General features: G+C 66.8%; 14 protein-coding genes and 2 pseudogenes. 6 read left to right on the plus strand and 10 right to left on the minus strand.

Going from position 1 to position 18,173, the window contains the following annotated elements; all coding sequences use genetic code 11:
• The first annotated feature begins 140 nt into the window (after window positions 1-140).
• Both AB0333_RS07905 and mobF read left to right on the plus strand, forming a co-directional pair.
• The gene (locus AB0333_RS07905) at window positions 141-839 is read left to right on the plus strand and encodes a hypothetical protein (protein ID WP_059281018.1); all 699 of its coding nucleotides are present in this window, start codon (window positions 141-143) and stop codon (window positions 837-839) included.
• A gap of 59 nt (window positions 840-898) precedes the next feature.
• Entirely contained in the window at window positions 899-4,459 is a 3,561-nt protein-coding gene (gene mobF, locus AB0333_RS07910; protein ID WP_366218147.1) for a MobF family relaxase, read from the plus strand.
• 109 nt (window positions 4,460-4,568) lie between these two features.
• Here the strand turns inward: mobF and AB0333_RS07915 are convergent, their stop codons facing one another.
• The 4 genes from AB0333_RS07915 to AB0333_RS07930 all read right to left on the minus strand — a co-directional run bounded on the left by AB0333_RS07915 (window position 4,569) and on the right by AB0333_RS07930 (window position 8,733).
• Window positions 4,569-6,380 (minus strand): DUF2326 domain-containing protein, encoded by a 1,812-nt coding sequence (locus AB0333_RS07915; protein ID WP_366218148.1) that lies wholly within the window; start codon window positions 6,378-6,380, stop codon window positions 4,569-4,571.
• Window positions 6,365-6,601: an ABC-three component system middle component 8 gene (locus AB0333_RS07920; RefSeq protein WP_310566935.1), complete on the minus strand. Its 237-nt coding sequence runs from the start codon at window positions 6,599-6,601 to the stop codon at window positions 6,365-6,367. The genes AB0333_RS07915 and AB0333_RS07920 overlap by 16 nt, the downstream gene beginning before the upstream one ends.
• Complete coding sequence (locus AB0333_RS07925) at window positions 6,579-7,547, minus strand: ABC-three component system protein (RefSeq protein ID WP_366218150.1); 969 nt, start codon at window positions 7,545-7,547, stop codon at window positions 6,579-6,581. The genes AB0333_RS07920 and AB0333_RS07925 overlap by 23 nt, the downstream gene beginning before the upstream one ends.
• A gap of 175 nt (window positions 7,548-7,722) precedes the next feature.
• Complete coding sequence (locus AB0333_RS07930) at window positions 7,723-8,733, minus strand: DNA-processing protein DprA (protein WP_366218151.1); 1,011 nt, start codon at window positions 8,731-8,733, stop codon at window positions 7,723-7,725.
• Between the two features lie 206 nt (window positions 8,734-8,939).
• Between AB0333_RS07930 and AB0333_RS07935 the strand changes: the two genes are divergently transcribed.
• The 3 genes and pseudogenes from AB0333_RS07935 (at window position 8,940) to AB0333_RS07945 (ending at window position 9,726) form a co-directional block, all read left to right on the plus strand.
• Window positions 8,940-9,311, plus strand: a complete 372-nt coding sequence (locus AB0333_RS07935) for a hypothetical protein (RefSeq protein ID WP_059281023.1) — start codon at window positions 8,940-8,942, stop codon at window positions 9,309-9,311.
• Window positions 9,308-9,520: pseudogene (locus tag AB0333_RS07940) on the plus strand (recombinase family protein); the annotation flags it as partial. The gene AB0333_RS07935 and the pseudogene AB0333_RS07940, both read left to right, overlap by 4 nt.
• Before the next feature lie 17 nt (window positions 9,521-9,537).
• Window positions 9,538-9,726: a hypothetical protein gene (locus AB0333_RS07945; protein ID WP_366218355.1), complete on the plus strand. Its 189-nt coding sequence runs from the start codon at window positions 9,538-9,540 to the stop codon at window positions 9,724-9,726.
• Window positions 9,727-9,817: 91 nt separating this feature from the next.
• Here the strand turns inward: AB0333_RS07945 and AB0333_RS07950 are convergent, their stop codons facing one another.
• From AB0333_RS07950 to AB0333_RS07975, 6 genes and pseudogenes are all read right to left on the minus strand, one after another.
• Entirely contained in the window at window positions 9,818-11,629 is a 1,812-nt protein-coding gene (locus tag AB0333_RS07950; RefSeq protein WP_366218152.1) for an ABC-F family ATP-binding cassette domain-containing protein, read from the minus strand.
• A 134-nt stretch (window positions 11,630-11,763) separates the two neighbouring features.
• Window positions 11,764-13,101: pseudogene (locus tag AB0333_RS07955) on the minus strand (ABC-F family ATP-binding cassette domain-containing protein); the annotation flags it as partial.
• Window positions 13,102-14,070 carry a 4-(cytidine 5'-diphospho)-2-C-methyl-D-erythritol kinase gene (locus AB0333_RS07960; RefSeq protein WP_366218153.1) on the minus strand — a complete coding sequence of 323 codons (969 nt, stop codon included), beginning with the start codon at window positions 14,068-14,070 and terminating at the stop codon, window positions 13,102-13,104.
• Window positions 14,067-14,990, minus strand: coding sequence for a 16S rRNA (adenine(1518)-N(6)/adenine(1519)-N(6))-dimethyltransferase RsmA (rsmA, locus tag AB0333_RS07965; protein WP_366218154.1), 924 nt, complete (start codon window positions 14,988-14,990; stop codon window positions 14,067-14,069). The genes AB0333_RS07960 and rsmA overlap by 4 nt, the downstream gene beginning before the upstream one ends.
• Before the next feature lie 104 nt (window positions 14,991-15,094).
• Window positions 15,095-16,129, minus strand: coding sequence for a transglycosylase family protein (locus AB0333_RS07970; protein WP_366218155.1), 1,035 nt, complete (start codon window positions 16,127-16,129; stop codon window positions 15,095-15,097).
• Window positions 16,130-16,286: 157 nt separating this feature from the next.
• Window positions 16,287-17,306 (minus strand): TatD family hydrolase, encoded by a 1,020-nt coding sequence (locus tag AB0333_RS07975; RefSeq protein ID WP_366218156.1) that lies wholly within the window; start codon window positions 17,304-17,306, stop codon window positions 16,287-16,289.
• 288 nt (window positions 17,307-17,594) lie between these two features.
• On the opposite strand from AB0333_RS07975, the gene AB0333_RS07980 reads away from it, so the two are divergent.
• Window positions 17,595-18,107, plus strand: coding sequence for a recombinase family protein (locus tag AB0333_RS07980; RefSeq protein WP_366218157.1), 513 nt, complete (start codon window positions 17,595-17,597; stop codon window positions 18,105-18,107).
• The last annotated feature ends 66 nt before the right edge of the window (window positions 18,108-18,173 follow it).

Genomic DNA, 18,173 nt, shown 5'->3' on the forward strand with positions numbered 1-18,173 from the left:
ACCGCTCAGAGTTGGTCCACACCTCTTGCAGATCAAGGTGTCAACCCAGGTTGACAAGGCTTCGCGGCGGCGGGATCGCGCGGTCGCCTGGAGATCGACAGGCCCCGCGGCGGGCCGAGCGAACGGACAGGAGACAGGTCATGGTGGAACGGGTGGAGCTCGCGATCACGGAGGCTGAGCGAGTCAAGATCGCTGACGATCTACGTCGTTACGACGCCTACCGTGAGCGCACGGGAGTCGATCTCTGGAACGTGTTCACGAAGCAGAAGCCGCACGAGCTGGAGCCTCCGAACCTCACGCATGAGATCAAGGGCAGGACTGCCTCGCACCACGCGGTTGCTGAGAGCTGCATGGCGCTGGCCTCCGTCATCGAGAGCGAGAACCCGGTGCTGCTCACTCCGGAGACGGTCCAGCTCATCCAGGAAGCCTTCGGCGACATCTACGGTGGCGAGTTCCCGCCTTGGGCCGCTCGCACGGCGATGTTCTCCCGCATGGCCTCCCGTCGCATGAGTGAGGCCGCCGGGAACGGATCGTTTGCTCTCGCTGAGTTCGTTGTGGTGAACGCGGAGCTGCAACCCTCTGATGCCGAGCGCTACGAGGCCGCGATCATGCACTACCTGACCGAGGCCAACGCGAAGATCAGCGAGCAGCTCGCCGAGTTGCGCACAAGCATAGACGGTCTGAACGAGCAACTCCAGGCGCAACGGCGCGAGATCGACCAGTTGCGCAACCCCAGTGCAACACGCCGACAGCTCCCGAACCCCTTTCGCTCGACCTTCGAGCCCACCGTGCAGGCTCCCCGGCGGCGCGGCCCGTCCGACGACGGGCCGGCCCTGTAGCCAACCTCCGGCATTGAGGCTCACACCGATGCCGTGGTGAGTCTGTCCACCTGGTCTGCATGACGGTCTCGATGCGGGTGATGAGCGCGGGCGACGGGTACAAGTACCTGCTGCGCACGATCGCTGCCGCCGACGGCGACCGCTCCCTCTCGACCCCGTTGACCAGGTATTACACGGAAGAGGGAACACCACCGGGCACTTGGATCGGGTCGGCCCTTCGCGGCCTCGGCGACGGGCGGATCGCTCTCGGCGATGAGGTCTCGGAGTCGCAGTTGCAGTTGCTGATCGGGATGGGCCGCGATCCCGTCAGCGGCGACCCGCTCGGGCGGGCCTTCCCACGGTACGTCTCGGTCGCCGACCGGATCGAGAAGCGCGCCGCCGACCTCGACCCCGGCCTGGGGATGGGTGAGCGTGCCGAGCAGATCAGCCAGATCGAGGCCGAGGAGATCGAGCGGGGCAACCGCCGTGCGGTCGCGGGGTTCGACTACACGTTCTCGGTGCCGAAGTCCGTCTCCGTGCTGTGGGGCGTGGCCGACGCCGGCACGCAGGCCCTGATCGCCCAGGCGCATCACGAGGCGATCGCCGAGGTCGTGGACTTCATGGAGCGCGAGGTCGCCGCGACCCGCACCGGCTACACCGCCGCCGACGGCGCGGTCGCCCAGGTCGACGTGACCGGACTGATCGCCACGGCCTTCGATCACTACGACAGCCGCTCCGGGGACCCGCAGCTGCACACTCACGTCGTGATCTCCAACAAGGTCCAGACCGCGTTGGACGGACGATGGCGGTCACTGGATGGCCGCCCGATGCACGCGGCGGTCGTCGCGCTCTCGGAGCTTTACAACGCGGTCCTGGCCGACCGCCTCACCGGCACGCTCGGCGTGGAGTGGGAGGCGCGGGATCGGGGCCGGGACCGTAACCCGGCGTGGGAGATCACCGGGGTCAGCGAGGAGCTGATCGAGGAGTTCTCCTCCCGCGCCCGCGATATCGATGCCGAGACCGACCGGCTCATCGCCGCCTACACCGCCGAGCACGGCCGCCGGCCCTCGGCGCGGACGATCGTGCGTCTGCGCGCCCAGGCCACCCTCGCTACACGCCCCGAGAAACAGGTCCATTCCCTGGCCGACCTGACGAGCGGCTGGCGTGAGCGGGCAGGTCGTCTGCTGGGTGAGGACGCGACCGGCTGGGCCGGCGGCCTTCTCGCCGAGGCGCAGCAGGTGCGGCCGTTGCGGGCTGATGATGTGCCGTTGGAGGTGATCTCCGAGCTCGGGCAGGCGGTGGTCGAGGTCGTCGGCGAGAAACGCTCGACCTGGCGGCGATGGAACCTGCACTCCGAGGCGAGCCGGCAGTCGATGGCATGGAGGTTCGCGACAGCGAGCGACCGGGAGGCGATCGTGGAGATGATCGCCGATGCCGCCGAGCAGTCCTCGCTGCGGCTGACGCCGCCCGAGCTCGCCACCAGCCCGGCCGCGTTCCGCCGCCCAGACGGCAGCAGCGTGTTCCGGCCCCGCCACTCGACCGTGTTCTCCTCCACGGTGCTGCTGGAGGCCGAAGACCGTCTCCTGGAACGCTCCCGCACCCTGACCGGCCCGGTGGTCGAGGTCGAGACGGTCGAGAAGATCACCGCGAAGCCCGACCGGGAAGGGCGCCTGCTCGGTGACGACCAGGCCGAAGCGCTCACCCAGATCGCGGTCTCCGGGAGGGTTCTCGACGTGCTGGTCGGCCCGGCAGGAGCCGGGAAGACCACCGCCATGTCGGCGTTGCGTCGGACATGGGAGAAGCAGCACGGGAACGGGTCCGTGGTCGGGCTGGCACCGTCGGCGGTGGCGGCGCAGGTCCTCGGCGAGGATCTCGGGATCGCGACCGAGAACACGGCGAAATGGTGGCAGAACCATCTCCTCCACGGGGAGACGTTCCCGGCCGGGCAGCTCGTCATCATCGACGAGGCTTCCCTGGCCGGCACCCTGTCGCTGGATCGCATCACCGGCCTCGCGGCCGAGGCGGGCGCGAAGGTGCTGCTGGTCGGCGACTACGGGCAGCTCCAATCCGTCGATGCGGGTGGGAGCTTCGGGATGCTCGTGGCCGACCGCGACGACGCCCCCGAGCTCGTGGACGTGCACCGCTTCGTCCATGAATGGGAGAAGACCGCCTCCCTCGATCTGCGCCACGGCCGCACCCGCGTGATCGACACGTACCTCGCTCACGACCGCGTCAGCGACGGTGATGCCGAGGACATGATCGACGCCGCCTACACCGCCTGGCGTGCCGACCGCGACGCCGGACGGGCCTCGGTGCTGATCGCCGAGACCCGCGAGGACGTGACCGCACTGAACGCCAGAGCCCGCGCCGATCTCATCCTCACCGGGAAGATCAAGCCCGGCCGCGAAGTCGCGCTAGCCGAGGGCACGTCCGCCGGGGTCGGGGACACGATCATCACCCGCCGCAACGACCGGCGCCTGCGCACCGGCACCGGCCGTGGCTGGGTGCGCAACGGCGAACGGTGGCAGATCACCGACGTGCGCGATGACGGGTCGATCACGATCCGCAAGCCCGGCCACCGTTTCGGGTCGATCGTGCTGCCCGCCGACTACGTGGCAGAGCACGTCGATCTGGGATACGCAGTCACTGCGCACCGGGCCCAGGGCGTCACGGTCGATACCGCGCATGTGCTGGTCGAGCCGTCCTCGACCCGTGAGAACTTCTATGTCGCGATGACTCGCGGTCGGCTGGCGAATCTGGCCTACGTGATCCTGGACCGCCTCGACCCCAACCATCCTGAACCGCATCCGGCGGACAATCCCGATGTGAGCTCGCGCAGCGTGCTCTACGGGGTGGTGCAGCACTCGGGGGCCGAGGTCTCCGCGCACGAGACGATCACCGCCGAGCAGGACCAGTGGGGCTCGATCGCGCAGCTCGCCGCCGAGTACGAGACCATCGCCGCAGCCGCCCAGCACGACCGCTGGGCCGCCCTCCTACACGGCTCGGGCCTGACCGAGGAGCAGGCCGACGCCGCGATCGGGTCGGTCGCGTTCGGAGCGCTAACTGCCGAGCTGCGACGCGCCGAGGCCAACCACCACGACGTTGACGCGCTGTTCCCGCGCCTGGTGGCCGCTCGCGGGTTCGATGACGCCGAGGACATCGCCAAGGTCATGCACTACCGCCTCGCCCGCGCCACCGCCCAGCCGGCCGGGTCGGGGCGCACGAGGAAGACTCCGCGGCTGATCGCCGGCCTCATCCCACACGTGCAAGGCTCGATCGCCGCAAACATGCGGCAGGCGCTGACCGAGCGACGAGAGCTGATCGAGACCCGCGCCGACGCGATCCTCGACACTGCCCGCCAGACTGGCGAGCCCTGGACCCAGCCGCTCGGCACCCCTCCCGCCGGCAGGCGCGAGCAGGCACGCTGGCGACGCGACGTCCGAACCATCGCCGCCTACCGCGACCGCTACCAGATCAGCGACGACACCCCACTCGGCCCGGCCCCACAAACCGGCCCGCAGAAGATCGACCACGCCCGAGCCAACGCAGCGCTACGCGTGCTCACGGTAGAAGCGAATCAACCCTTGGCTCAGGAAATGCGTGTAGGGCCCCTGGGCTCCAACATCACCTTTGGACGCTGATCCTCGGCAGATGACACTATTTCGCGGTCGACATCTGGACGAAGTCAGGATATGAGCAAAGGGGGCGGCCATCGCCTACAAACAGTGATTGATGACAGCGCGATCCAGGCTAGAAAGACTTAGTGCGAAATAGCCTGCCCTCAGCCCCATCGTCATGCAATGTACATACCACTTCGCTCGTCTCAATAGCATCAGGCGACGAGGAAATCGCCTCCGGAAGATCAGAATCAAGAGTTGTGATAACAGGCTGCAATCCTAAGTCCGCATACTGACGCAAGACCGAGATCAGGCGCCTCTTTGCGCGTGGTTCGAGACTCTCGAACACGCCGTCATGGAAGGAAAACCTAGGAAACTGCTGCCCCAGATAAGTGCGCAAAACCGCCAAATCAAACGCGATGCACAACAACTTCTTAAACGTGAATCCTCTACCAGCACTTGTTTCAGAGCCCGTCGAATCTACGATCTCAGCCGAAAACTCAAGACTACCGGTGGATGCCACGGTTACCGAAAGTAGGGCGTGCTCATCGAGAACGTCATGCACGATCTCATCAAAATACTGTTGGATCTCACGATAGCGATTGCCTGCCGTCTCAGACTGGACTAAGACATCTTGCTCGATAGCAGTTTGAAGGTGATTTCTACGTTCCTGAACCTGTCGCTTTGCCTGCCGCAGGTGCACGATCTGAGTCAGTGCCTCACGCTGCCGGTCCAGTGAAGCAATATCTGCCCGAATGCTGATGACCTGGTTCGAGACTTCCTTGTACTTCTCAATAGTGTCTGAACCATCAAGGAACTCAAAGAGTCTTGCACGCTCACGTTGCAAGGACTCAAGTTCAGGCGTCAGAGCCTGCAATCTCTCTTCAGTTTCGGTGCGCTGCTCAAGGAGGTAGTCACGACGCTCCTGGGAGATGGCTCGATTGAACTCAATAAGTTGTTCAAAATCCTTTTTGAGTTGGTCTGGGAAGGCCACGCCGGCTTCAGCAAAGAGCTTCTCGGTCTGGCTCGGGCTAAAAAGGATCGCGTCTTCGTTGAGAGAATCGTTTAGTCTGTTCAGCAGCTGCGAGAGCCTATACGCTTCCTCGTTTCCCGCGGCGATCTTCTCTTCAATGTCTTCAACCAAGTCCTCAGTGGCCTCGGCATCTGCACGCGAGAAGTCGAAAGTGTCCAATGTTGACTGGAATTGGTCAAGTTCGCGGGTTCTTATAGCGATAATTCCGTCGAGCTTCCCGACATCGGCATTATCTGCAGTTCCAGCTTCGCGCTGATGGTGAGATATCGCTTGGTCGAGCTTCTCTTCTTCATCGACCTGATCGTAGAGCTCCACGGTCAACTCTGCATTGAAGCCGAGCAGGTGCGCGAGAAATGGCTTCCACTCTCTATGCTTACCTCGAAACTTGCGCAGGTGGAAGACGTCGCTATAGTCGTCTTGCTCGCGCAAGACGTACCCCATTATGTCTCGATAATCGTATGGCGAAATCACTGAGAATCCGAACAAGCCGTCCAGCAACCGCTTTGCCGGAGAGATCCCTAGTCCTACGTGCGACCATTGGTCGATCTCTAATTCAGTCGCATCAGGCACGTCGACAGTGGAGGTGATGATCGAAACGGGGCGTTTGGCATCTACCGATCGCGCAACAGTGATGTAGTTTCCGTCTCCCAACTGAAGTTCCAAGAAGAAGGTGAAGTTGGCAAAGATATCCTCGTGCTTGAACAAGAAGAAACTGGAGTGTCTACCCTTCAGTAGACAGAAATCGATCAATCGAGCGACCGTGCTCTTGCCGAGATTATGTACGGTTTTTCTCTTGCCCTGATCTCGGCGGATTTCTGCGAGCACAACCGATAAGCCTTCATTGAAGGCGATCGGGCTGAAAATGTTCGGTTGATTGGAGTAGAGCCTGACTAGCCTCATGCTTTCACCCACTCAAAGGAGTCTGACTTGGGAAGGTATCGCACGAGACCCAGCAGGAACAGAAGGCTGATCGCCGGAGAGAACAGGTAGTCGACCTTTTGATTCTTGCTTTGACAATGTTCAAGCAGTGCGTCGTAGGTTACGACTCGATATCTCGAAAGATACTTCATCATAGTTCCGGAGACGGCTATTACGGTTTGGTCGGGATGGTCATGCTTGGTTGGAAACAGCATCCGCTTCGACCTCCGTATCACCGATATCGCAGTTCCAATACATGTAAAAGACCATTGCTCGCGTCAGGCGGCGATTTCTGCCCAGAAGAGGATCTCTGCTAGTCAATAGATCAACTATTTGACCGAAGACCTTATCGAACGTGTGATGCTCCTCTTTGTGGGCCAAAATCTTGAGATCGAAGTCTTCCGCGCAGCTATCGTAGAGGTCACGAATCGCACTATTGCCGGGATCGGCCAAGAAGTCCTTGAACTGCGTGAGCAGGTGGCCATAGTTACCCATCAAGCGTCTTGAGGTTTTCTCAGTCATGCTGTTGAGTTCGTTCTTCGCCGCTAACGAAGTGCGCTCTTGTGGACGACTTTGCATCCCAGTTGTGTTGTCATCGATAATCTCAGCGATCGCCTCCACGACTTCCGCAAGTTCACGACTGGATACGATAAGTGGCCCGTCGAGAGGGTTTACCCCGGCCAGTTGCGCCAGCCGTGGTTCCATTCGAAACGACTCGTCTAGAGCCTCGATTCCACAAAGATGCACGCTCTCACTGGGGATGCCCGTCTCAGCTGAGACCATCTCGATGATTCTTTCATTGGCGTTCGCTGTGAGATATCGGTTCGAGTAGAGCAGGTAGTTATTGAGCTTTCCGTTCTCGTAGAGCTTCTTGGCCCTCGGAAGCTCATTGGCCAGCACCGAACTGGCGGCTCCACCGCTAAAGTCAGAGTCGCTGAAATAGCCGTACGACATAGTGTGCTTGGCCTGGATGATAGAAATCCCGTCCCACGGTCGTGCCGCACTGGGGAAGCCGTCTGCAAGCCCCTCAAACCGAGCATCCCTGCCACCATCCACGCCTGTGGCAAACCCCTGAACACCCCTGCCCAGGAGTAGTTTCGCAGCCTGGACAACGAGGGCCTCAAATTGAGCCTCTGCTAGGTCTTCGTACGGATATCCCACACCTGATGGTACCAAGCGCGCCGCCTCCGATTGAAGGCTGACACGACGTCACAGTAGTTCCTTGTGCAGGTTGGACGCTCTCGGTGTCGGTTCCTGCCGTACACGCCGGGAGATGGCTCTCTGCTGACTTGTTCCTCCAAGTCTGAGCCCGAGCCCGTCAGGATCATGAGGCGCACTACAGGCGCGGCCCCTCCTGCGGCGCCGTGTTCTGCGGCAGGGTATCGAGCTGCCGGCCAGGTGTCTGGCGGTTCAGTAGCCGGTCCGGATCATGCAGCGAGTCCAGAAGGGCGGTCACGTCCGCGGTATCGGTGATGATCTCGGCGCGTCCGCGCTTGATGAGCTCATGCGGACCCGCACTCGCCGCCGACGTGACCGGGCCAGGGACCGCGCCGACGGCGCGGCTGTGCCGGTGCGCTTCTGTCGCCACCAGCAGCGATCCCGACCGGAAGCCCGCCTCCGGGATCACCGTCGCGCCCGAGAGCGCACCCAGCAGACGGGCGCGGGCCATGAACCGCCACCGGGTCGGCGTCGCCCCCGGAGGAGCCTCGCTGGCGAGCACCCCCAGATCACCGATCCGGGCCAGCAGATCAGAGTTGCCGCGCGGATAAGGGCGGTCAACGCCGCCGGCCAGCACCGCGATCGTGCTCCCGCCTGCGGTCAGCGCGGCGCGGTGTGCTGCGGCGTCGATGCCATAGGCGCCACCGGCGACGATCGTGCGCTCCTGCTGCGCGAGATCGCTCGCGAGGTGCCCGGCGACCTGCACGCCGTACTCGCTGGCGGCTCTGGAGCCGGTGATCGTGACCCGATCCGTGAGAGCACCGGAAAGGAACGATGTCGCCCCACGCGTCCACAGCAGGTACGGGGCGCGGGGGCCGAGGTCGTTGAGCGAGTGCGGCCAGTCCGTATCGGTCGGGATGAGCGTGGATATTCCGGCTCGTTCCGCATCCGCGACACGGGCGGGGATGTCGCCCTCAATGCGCGGGGCGACGCGGTTGCGCCAGGCGATCGCATCGGCGCGGTACATCTCCGGCACTGTGGCCTGGTCGTCTTCGAGCAGCCGCAGCGTCTCGACCCCGCCGACTCGGTGCAGGACGCGGCCGGTGGCCGCGTCGTCGGGCTCGGCGATCATCGACAGCATCATCCGCGCCTGCTGCTCACCCTTCGCCTGCTCTGCCAGCTTCGCCATGATCTGTGCCCCTTCCCAGACAGTCACGGGCAAGGTGCACCGCCAGCGACCGAGCACGGCCGACGGGGGCTACCGCGTGTCGTACGTGCGGCGTAGAGTGAGAAGCACCGAGGCAGATTCACCCCTCACCATGTAGGCCCCCCGGGGCCGTCCTCCGGGACACTCCACACGTACTGCCTCACCACAGTTACGTGCTTGGAGGCATCATGTTCCGACTCATCTGGTTCGCAAGCATCCACATCCGCATCTTCATGCGCCGATGGATGCCGACCAACATCGTGCTCGACAAGGTCCGCACCCGTCACGGCCTCAAGTGGGGCCTCCCGGCAATGCTGCTCGCGATCCCATACTTCTACACCGCGAGCCTGCTGACCGTCATCATCCGTGACGGCGGGCCGGGCTGGCTCAACCTCATCGTGCTCATCGCGATCTGGTCAGCGTTCAAGATGCTCTGGATCGGCCCCGTCAGCCTGGTCCTGCTCGCGCGCGTGCGCATCCACGAGCACACCGAGCGACGCCAGCGGCGCCAGGCACAGGGCGTCTCCTCCGCCCCGATCATGGCAGGGGGCGCGTCATGACCAAGGCGGTTCTCTACCTGCGCAGCGCGACCGGCAGCGAAGCGCAGACCAACCAGCAGGCAGAAGACTGCCGGGAGTATCTGCACGAGCGAGGCCTGACCGAGGACGGCGTGTTCACCGATGCCGGCCACACAGGCCCCGGTCTCGCCCAGCTCCTCGACCAGGCCGCGAAGGGCGAGGTCACCGACGTGATCGTCGCCGAGATATGGCGCCTCGGCCGAGCCCCGTGGCCAACCTGCGCACCGACGACGCTCTCGACCGAGCCGGGGTCACCGTCCACGTCGCCACAGGCATCCTCACCGGCCCCGTCCTCGACGACTGCGTGCGAGGGTCGATGTACGAGTTGAGCATCGCCGATGCCCGGCGCATCGACGGCGATGCCGAGACCGAGAAAGACGATCCGCCCTTCGACTAACCACCCGACCTTCCCCGATACACAGTTCGCGCCTGTCACTCACGAAGCGGCAGGCGCGAACCCATGTATGCGGGACGGAAGCCCTGGCCCGTCAGGAGATCGACTCGGACAGCTCCAGCCACCGCTCTTCGAGCTCGGCGACCTCGTCCTCTGCCTGGCGCAGCTCATCGGTATGGCCTTGCAAGCCCTCGTAGTCGCTCTGGTCGTGGTCGGCGAGACGCTGATGGATGCGCTCGATGCTTCCCGACAGCTTCTCCAGCCGGCGCTCGATCGCGCCGATTTCCTTCTGCACCGCCCGGCGCTCCGCCCCCGACAACTCCGAAGCCGAAGACGACGCCGCCGTCTTCTCCTCGCTGCTCTGAGCGCTCACCGGCGACGGGGTCACGGCCTGCTGCTCCTGTGCGGCTCGCAGCCGCAGATACTCATCCACCCCGCCGGGCACGTGCCGCAACCCGCCGTCGAGGATCGCATACTGCTGGTCGGTGACCCGCTCCAGCAGGTAGCGGTCGTGAGAGACCACGATCAACGTGCCAGGCCACGAGTCCAGCAGGTCCTCCAGCGCCGCGAGCATGTCCGCGTCAACATCGTTCGTCGGCTCATCGAGAAGCAGCAGGTTTGGCTCGCTGAGCAGCAGCATCAGCAGTTGCAGCCGCCGCTTCTGCCCGCCGGAGAGGTCATCGACCCGTGCCGAGAGGTGTTCGCGGGCGAAGCCGAGCCGTTCGAGCAGCTGCGCCGGCGTGAGGTCCTTGCCGTCGATCTGGAACGTGGTCTTGGTGCGTGCCAGGACCTCGCGCACCCGGTCGCCGCCGATGTCGGCGAGCTGGGAGAACTGCTGATCAAGGATGCCGACCTGCACCGTCTTGCCCCTCTTGACCCGACCCTCGGACGGCTCCAGAGTGCCGCAGATCAGCCCGAGCAGTGTGGACTTGCCCGCCCCGTTCGCGCCCAAGATGCCGGTGCGCTCACCCGGAGCGATCCGCCAGGTCACGTCATCGAGAATCTTCCGATCCCCGAAGCTCACGCTCACGTCCTCCAGGTCCACGACCTGCTTGCCCAGCCGGGCCACCGCGACCCGCTGCAGCTCGATGGGGTTGCGCACCGGCGGCACGTCAGCGATCAGCTCATTGGCCGCGTCGATCCGAAACTTCGGCTTCGACGTCCGCGCCGGAGCACCTCGGCGCAGCCAGGCCAGCTCCTTGCGCATCAGGTTCTGCCGCTTGCTCTCGGCCGCTGCCGCCATCCGGTCGCGCTCCACCCGCTGGAGCACGTACGCGGCATAGCCGCCCTCGAACGGCTCGACGGTGCCGTCATGCACCTCCCAGGTCTCGGTGCAGACCTCATCGAGGAACCAGCGATCGTGCGTGATGACCAGCAGCCCACCGGAGTTCTTGGGCCAGCGGCGCTTCATGTGCTCGGCCAGCCAGGCGATGCCCTCCACATCAAGATGGTTCGTAGGCTCATCTAGCGCGATGAGCTCGTAGTCACCCACCAGCAAGGCGGCGAGGGCTACGCGGCGCCGCTGACCTCCGCTGAGCCGGCCGATCACGGCATCCCAGGCGATGTCCGAGACCAGCCCGCCGATCACATCGCGGATGCGGGCATCGCTGGCCCACTCATGCTCCGGAGCGTCGCCGACGATCGAGTACCCGACCGTGGCCTCCGGATCGAGGTCGTCACTCTGACCGAGCACGCCGAACCGCACGCCGCCGCGCCGGGTGACCCGACCCGCCTGCGGCTCGATCTGCCCCGAGAGCATGCCCAGCAGGCTCGACTTGCCGTCACCGTTGCGGCCGACGATCCCGATCCGGTCGCCCTCCTCGATCCCGACCGAGAGCGAGTCGAAGACCACCCGCGTCGGGTACTCCAAGTGCAGCCCTTCGGCTCCCAGAAGCGGTGTAGCCATCAGCGACCACCCATCCCCGCCAGCGCAGCGCGGCATCGCACGCCAGACCGCCTCCCACGGGCCCGATGTCGAGCATCAGGGCGTGACGCCGCCCAACCACGACGGTAGAATCGAGGTGTCCGGAACGAACAACCCATCGAATTGTTGGGTTCGTCCAGCATGAGCACGTTCGGGGAGCCGACCATCAGGCGCAGCAGCTGCAACCGGCGGCGCTCGCCGCCGGAGAGGTCGGCCACCGGCGTCCACTGGCGGGAGGTGCCGAAGCCGAGCTGCTCCAGCAGCTGCCCCGGGGACAGGTCCTTGCCGCCCACCTGGAAGGAGTTGCCCTCCTGGGCCATGACCTCGGCCACGCGCAGGTGCCGCACCTCGTCGAGTTCCGTCACGTCCTGGGTGAGGATGGCCGTCTGCACGGTCTTGCCGCGGCGGATCCGCCCGGAGTCCGGGGTGAGCTGGCCGTCGAGCAGTTGCATCAGCGTGGACTTGCCGGCGCCGTTGACGCCCACGATCCCCACCCGCTCGCCGGGGGCCAGCCGCAGCGTGACGTCGTCGAACAGCGTGCGGCTCCCGCCGCCGTCGGGCACCGGGACGGAGTAGGTGACGTCCTCCAGGTCCAGCACGTCCTTGCCCAACCGGGCGGTGGCCATCTTGGAGAGGGAGACGGAGTCCCGGGGCTCGGGGACGTCCGCGATGACGGCATTGGCCGCCTCGATGCGGAACTTCGGCTTGGCGGTGCGGGCCGGGGCGCCGCGGCGCAGCCAGGCCAGCTCTTTCTTCACCAGTTGCTGGCGCTTGCCCTCGATCACGGCGGCGGCGCGGTCCCGTTCGGCGCGGGCGAGCATCCAGGCCGCGTAGCCGCCGTCGAAGGGCTCCACCGTGGCGTCATGGACCTCCCACGTGCGCGTGCAGACCTCGTCGAGGAACCAACGGTCGTGGGTGACCACGAGCAGTCCGCCGTCCGTGGCGCGCCAGCGGGTCTTGAGGTGTTCGGCCAGCCAGGCCACGCCCTCCACGTCCAGGTGGTTGGTGGGCTCGTCCAGGAAGATCAGGTCGTCGCTGCCGGCCAGCAGCCGGGCCAGGGCGGTGCGGCGGCGCTGGCCGCCGGAGAGGGTGCCGACGGTGCGGCCCCAGTCCAATCCTCCGAGCAGGCCGCCCATCACGTCCCGGATCTTGGGGTCCGAGGCCCATTCATGGTCCTCCGCGTCCCCGACGACGGCCCGCTGGACCGTGTCCTCGGGGTCCAGGTCGTCCCTCTGGTCCAGGACCCCCAGGGTGGTGCCACCGCGGCGGGTGACCCGGCCGTCGTCGGGATCCTGCTGGCCGGCGAGGATCCGCATCAGCGTGGACTTGCCGTCACCGTTGCGGCCGACGAGGCCGATCCGGTCCCCCTCGTCCACGCCGATCGAGACGGCGTCGAGGACGGTACGCGTGCCAAAGGAGATGCCGATGTTCTCGGCGCCGAGCAAATGAGCCATTTACAGCACTCTAGCCCCGTGGACCGGCCCGTGGACGGCCACGGCGGCCACCCCGGTGCGGTCCTCGATGCGGGCGGCCAGCTGGAAGCTCTCCTCGGCGCTGCGGGCCAGGAACATCACGGTCGGGCCCGAGCCGGAGACCTGGCCGGCCAGGGCCCCCTCCTCGAGACCGACGTCCAGCATCTCGGAGAGCTCCGGCACCAGGGTGGCGGCGGGGACCTGCAGGTCATTGGCGAGCAGCAGGGCCAGCTCCTCGGCGTCACCGGACGTCAGCGCCTGGACGAGGTGGGGGTCCACCTCCGGGTCAGCCCCGGGCTGCGGCAGTGCGCCCTCCTCGCGCAGCTGGTCCAGCAGCCCGTAGACCTGCGGGGTGGAGAGTCCGGTGGTGGCGGGCACCAGGACCAGGTGCACCGGGTGGCGGGCCAGCAGGGGCGTGAGCTCATCGCCCACCCCGAGCCCGACGGCGGCCCCACCCATCACGGCAAAGGGCACGTCCGCGCCCAACGGCGCGGCGATCTCGGCCAGGACCTGCCTGGACAGGCCGGCGTCCCACAGGGCCGCGCAGGCCAGCAGGGCGGCGGCGGCGTCCGCGGACCCGCCACCCATGCCCCCGGCCACCGGGACCTGCTTGGTGATCTCCAGGTGCACGCCGTGGGTCTGCGGGTCCCGGCCCAGGTGCTCCCGCAGGCGCAGCGCGGCCTGTGCGGCCAGGTTGGAGGTGTCCACGGGGATGGCGTCCGGGTCCACGAAGGCACTGGACTGCTCGGAGAGGGACACCGAGATCTCGCCGTCCTGGCGGGGGGTGGCCGTCACCTCCTCCAGCATCGAGACCGCGAGGTAGACGCTGGCCACCGGGTGGTAGCCGTCCGCGCGGGGGGCGCCCACGCGCAGGGAGAGGTTGACCTTGCCGGGGGCCTGCGCCGTCGCGTGACTGAAGAGCCGGGTGGTCGAGGGGGCAGGAAGGCTCACAGGCCGGCTCCTTCAGTGGGGGTCTCGGTGGCGGAGCGGTCCACCCGGTGGGCGGCGATGCGGGCGAAGTCCTCGATGCCGAGCACCTCACCGCGGGCCCGGGGGTCGACTCCGGCGGCCCGCAGGGTGGCCTCGGCGGCGGTGGGCGAACCGGCCCATCCGGACAGGGCCGCCCGCAGGGTCTTGCGGCGCTGCGCGAAGGCGGCGTCCACCACGGCGAAGACCTCCTGGCGGCTGGCCGTGGTCTCGGGCGGCTGCCGACGGGTGAAGGCCACGAGCCCGGACTGGATCTTGGGGGCCGGCCAGAACACGTTCTTGCCGATGGTGCCGGCCTTGCGGACGGAGGCGTACCAGGCCGCCTTGGCGGAGGGCACGCCGTACGTCTTGGAACCCGGTCCGGCGGCGAGCCGGTCCGCGACCTCCTCCTGGACCATGACCAGGCCGTGCTCCAGCGACGGCAGCTCGGCCAGCAGGTGCAGCAGCACGGGCACGGCCACGTTGTAGGGCAGGTTGGCGACCAGTGCGGTGGGAGGGCCGGAGGCCGCGGCGGGACGGGCAACCTCGAGCTCCGCGGCGGAGACGTGCATGGCGTCGGCCAGCACCACGGCCAGGCGAGGGCCGGCCTCCGGCCGGAATTCCCCGACGGTGCGGGCCAGCCGTCCGGCGGGCACGGGGTCGATCTCCACGGCGGTGACAGCCTCGGCCGCGTCCAGCAGCCCGAGGGTCAGCGATCCCAGGCCGGGACCGACCTCGAGGGCGTGCTCGCCGGCACCCGTGCCGGAGACGGCCGTGATCCGCCGGATGGTGTTGGGGTCGATCACGAAGTTCTGACCCAGGGTCTTGGTGGGCCGCAGGTCCAGCTCCGAGGCCAGGCGCCGGATGTCGGTGGCGGAAAGCAGGGGGGCGTCGGGTGCGGTCACACGGTCCATCCTACGGGTGGGAGAGACGCCAAGGGCCCGCCGAGGCGGGCCCTTGGGGATAACGGCGTCCTGCTGACGCCGGTGCGGCGGTGCGCGTCAGGCGCTCAGCGCAGGCCGAGCTGGGAGGAGCAGTGCGGCCAGTGGCCCCAGCCGCCGTTGGCCCGCAGTTTCTCTGCGGTGGCGATCTGCTCGGCCGGCGTGGCCTGGTGCGGCAGCGGCGCATACTGGGTGCCGCCGGCACCGGCCCACGAGGAGGCCGAGAACTGCAGGCCGCCGTAGTAGCCGTTGCCGGTGTTGATGGACCAGTTGCCGCCGGACTCGCACTCGGCCAGGGACTGCCACACGCCGGAGGTCGGGGCACTGGCCTGGGAGGCGGACGCGGTGCCGGACGAGTCAGACGGCTCAGACGAACCGGACGCACCGGCGGAGTCCGAGGAGGAGCTGGCGGAGGAGCGGGTCGGCTCCTGGGTCCCGACGGCGATGCGGCGCTCGGCCGGCTCGCGCACGGTCTCGGTGGACGCGACCTCGCGGTCCGTCTCCTCGCCGTCCACGGTGGTGATGGTCCAGGTGGTGGTCTTCTCGCCGGGGCTGCCGGCGGCCAGGACGGAGGTCTTGCCCTCGGCCAGGTCCTCGTCCTCGACCTCGACGGTCTCGAACGGCACCTCCTCGGAGGTGGTCTCGGTGCTGGTGTCCACCCGCTGGACGGTCACGTCCACGTCCTGGGTGATCTCGGTGTCCAAGGCCGGTGAGACCTGGTCGTCCGCATCGAAGGACACCTCGTTCTCCCGCAGGGCCTGTTCGATGGTCGCGGCCTGGGTGGCGAAGCTCGTGGTCTCCCCGCCGGCGGTCACGGTGACCACCTTCGGCAGGTCCACGGTCACCTGGGACGCGCGCTCCAGCTGGAGGACGGATTCGCCGAGGCCTTCACCCGGGGCGCCCGCGTCCTGGCCGGCGTCCCCGGCGGAGACCTGGCTGGCGGCCTGCTCCGAGGCGGTGACCTCGGCGCCACGCTGGGTGGCCACGAAGGCCACCAGTCCGCCGACCACCAGGGCCAGGGCTGCTACTTGGGCGATCACCTTGGCCAGGCGGCCCTTCATCACTCGTGCCATATCCGTCCAGACGTTGTCATCTCCGGTCACGGGGCTTCAGGGCCAATGGCACAGGCACGCTGAACGGCCCGATCCGGCCAATTGAGGGACAACAATAACGGCAAGATAACAAATATCTCAAATTGATCACGGCGAACGGGGGGTCCGGGGACGGCTCCGCTGTGCCGCAGCGAGGTGAAGGCGCTGGTCAGAAGCCCCCGTAGACGCGCCTCGTGTTGTTCGCCACAGCCGCGGCCAGCACGTCTGCGTCCAGCCCACGGGTCTCGGCCATGCCGCGCAGGGTCAGCGGCACCAGGTAGGGGGCGTTGGGCCGGCCGCGCCAGGGGTGCGGGGTCAGGAAAGGGGCGTCGGTCTCCACCAGGAGCAGGTCCTCGCGGGCCTCTGTCAGCGCCGCGCGCAGGCCGTCATTGGCCTTGAAGGTCACCGGACCGGCGAAGGACATGTACCAGCCGTGCTCGTTGCAGATCCGGGCCAGGTCCGCATCGCCGGAGAAGCAGTGGAACACCACCCGGTCCGGGCGCCGCGGGGTGTCCAGCAGGATCCGGACCACGTCGTCATGGGCGTCCCGATCGTGGATCTGCACGGCCTTGCCCAGCCGGTGCGCCAGGTCCAGGTGCCAGCGGAACGACTCCTGCTGGTCCTCCACCCCCTCGGGGCCCGTGCGGTAGTAGTCGAGGCCGGTCTCCCCCACGGCACGCACCCGGGGGTGGGCCGCGAGCGTCTCGATCTCCGCCAACGCGGCGTCCAGGTGGCCGCGGGAGGCCAGCCGGGCGGCGTCGTTGGGGTGGATGGCCACGGCCCCCAGCAACCGGGGCTCGGCCTCGATGGCCTCGATGGTGAAGCGCGCCGACTCCACGTCACAGCCCACCTGAATGGCCCCGGCGACCCCGGCGGCAGCCGCCGCGTCCATCGCCTGGTGCACGTCCACGGAGACCAGGCCGTCGCGGAAGTCCAGGTGGGTGTGGTTGTCCACCACGGGCACCCCCAGCGGCTCGGGCGCCGGCGGGTACTCCAGCCGGCGCTGACGCTTGGACTTCTCCTCGTGTGGTTCCCGACGCCGGCCGGCTCCCGAAACGTTCGTCTCGTCTGCGCCGGTGGGCGGGTCGCCGGGCAGGCCGAATGTCTCGTCGGCGGCCGGGGCCGGCCGGTAGGCCTCGGGGACGATGGACTCGGCATCGGCGGACGGTGTGGGTGCTTCGGAGACCATGTCCTCCATGCTGGCACATCGGGCGAGTCAGCCCTGTGTGATCAGCCCTGTGTGAGGGGGCATTCCGCCACGCAGTCTGCCGACGGCGCTAGACACGTCGTGAACGCCGAGGTGGCCGGTGTCCGTGCTGGTGTTGACCCAAGGCGACGCTTCGGTTGACGACGCCGATCACCTTCACTGGAAACTACGACGCCGGGAGAATATTGGACAGGACGTTGGCCTGAACTGCCAATCCGTCCCGCAATAGGATTCCCTTACAGCGTAGGTTCGACGTCCCCAAGTCGATCAGTGAAGACCACTTCCGACATCAGTGCTGTCGGCTTCCGAAAGCGACACCGGGAGGGTGACGATATCGTGGTGCACACCCTGGACAGGTTGGGCCGCACCGTACGGGACACGCTGATCCTCATCCACGACTTGGCCGACCGCGGTATCGGGGCGAAGAACCTGGCCGACCCCATCCGGGTGGACTCATCCAACCCCGACGACCCGATGTCCCAGTTGGCCGTGGTGATGCTCGCCCTCTTCGGTCAGATGGAACGCACATACGCCATCGAACGCGCCGCCCACGCCCGGGCCGTGACCACCGCCAAGGGTCGGCGGGTTGGTCGGCCCAGCGTGGTCAACCCCAGCAAACTGGCCTACGACGAGCACCTACGAAACGAGGACCACACCATCGCCCAGATCGTGGAGAAGACCGGCATTACCCGCACCACCCTGTACCGGCACCCCCCCCGCCCACCACAGCCCATCACGGCCGAGGACCAATGGAACAGCCAAGCCGAGATTCGGCAGGCGTGACCGGCGGGTTGAGCGGCGGTGAGCTGACGAATCTTCTTACGCGCGTGATGAGGCGTTGGTTAGTCA

Source organism: Citricoccus sp. NPDC079358, from assembly GCF_040702545.1.
Taxonomy (GTDB): domain Bacteria; phylum Actinomycetota; class Actinomycetes; order Actinomycetales; family Micrococcaceae; genus Citricoccus.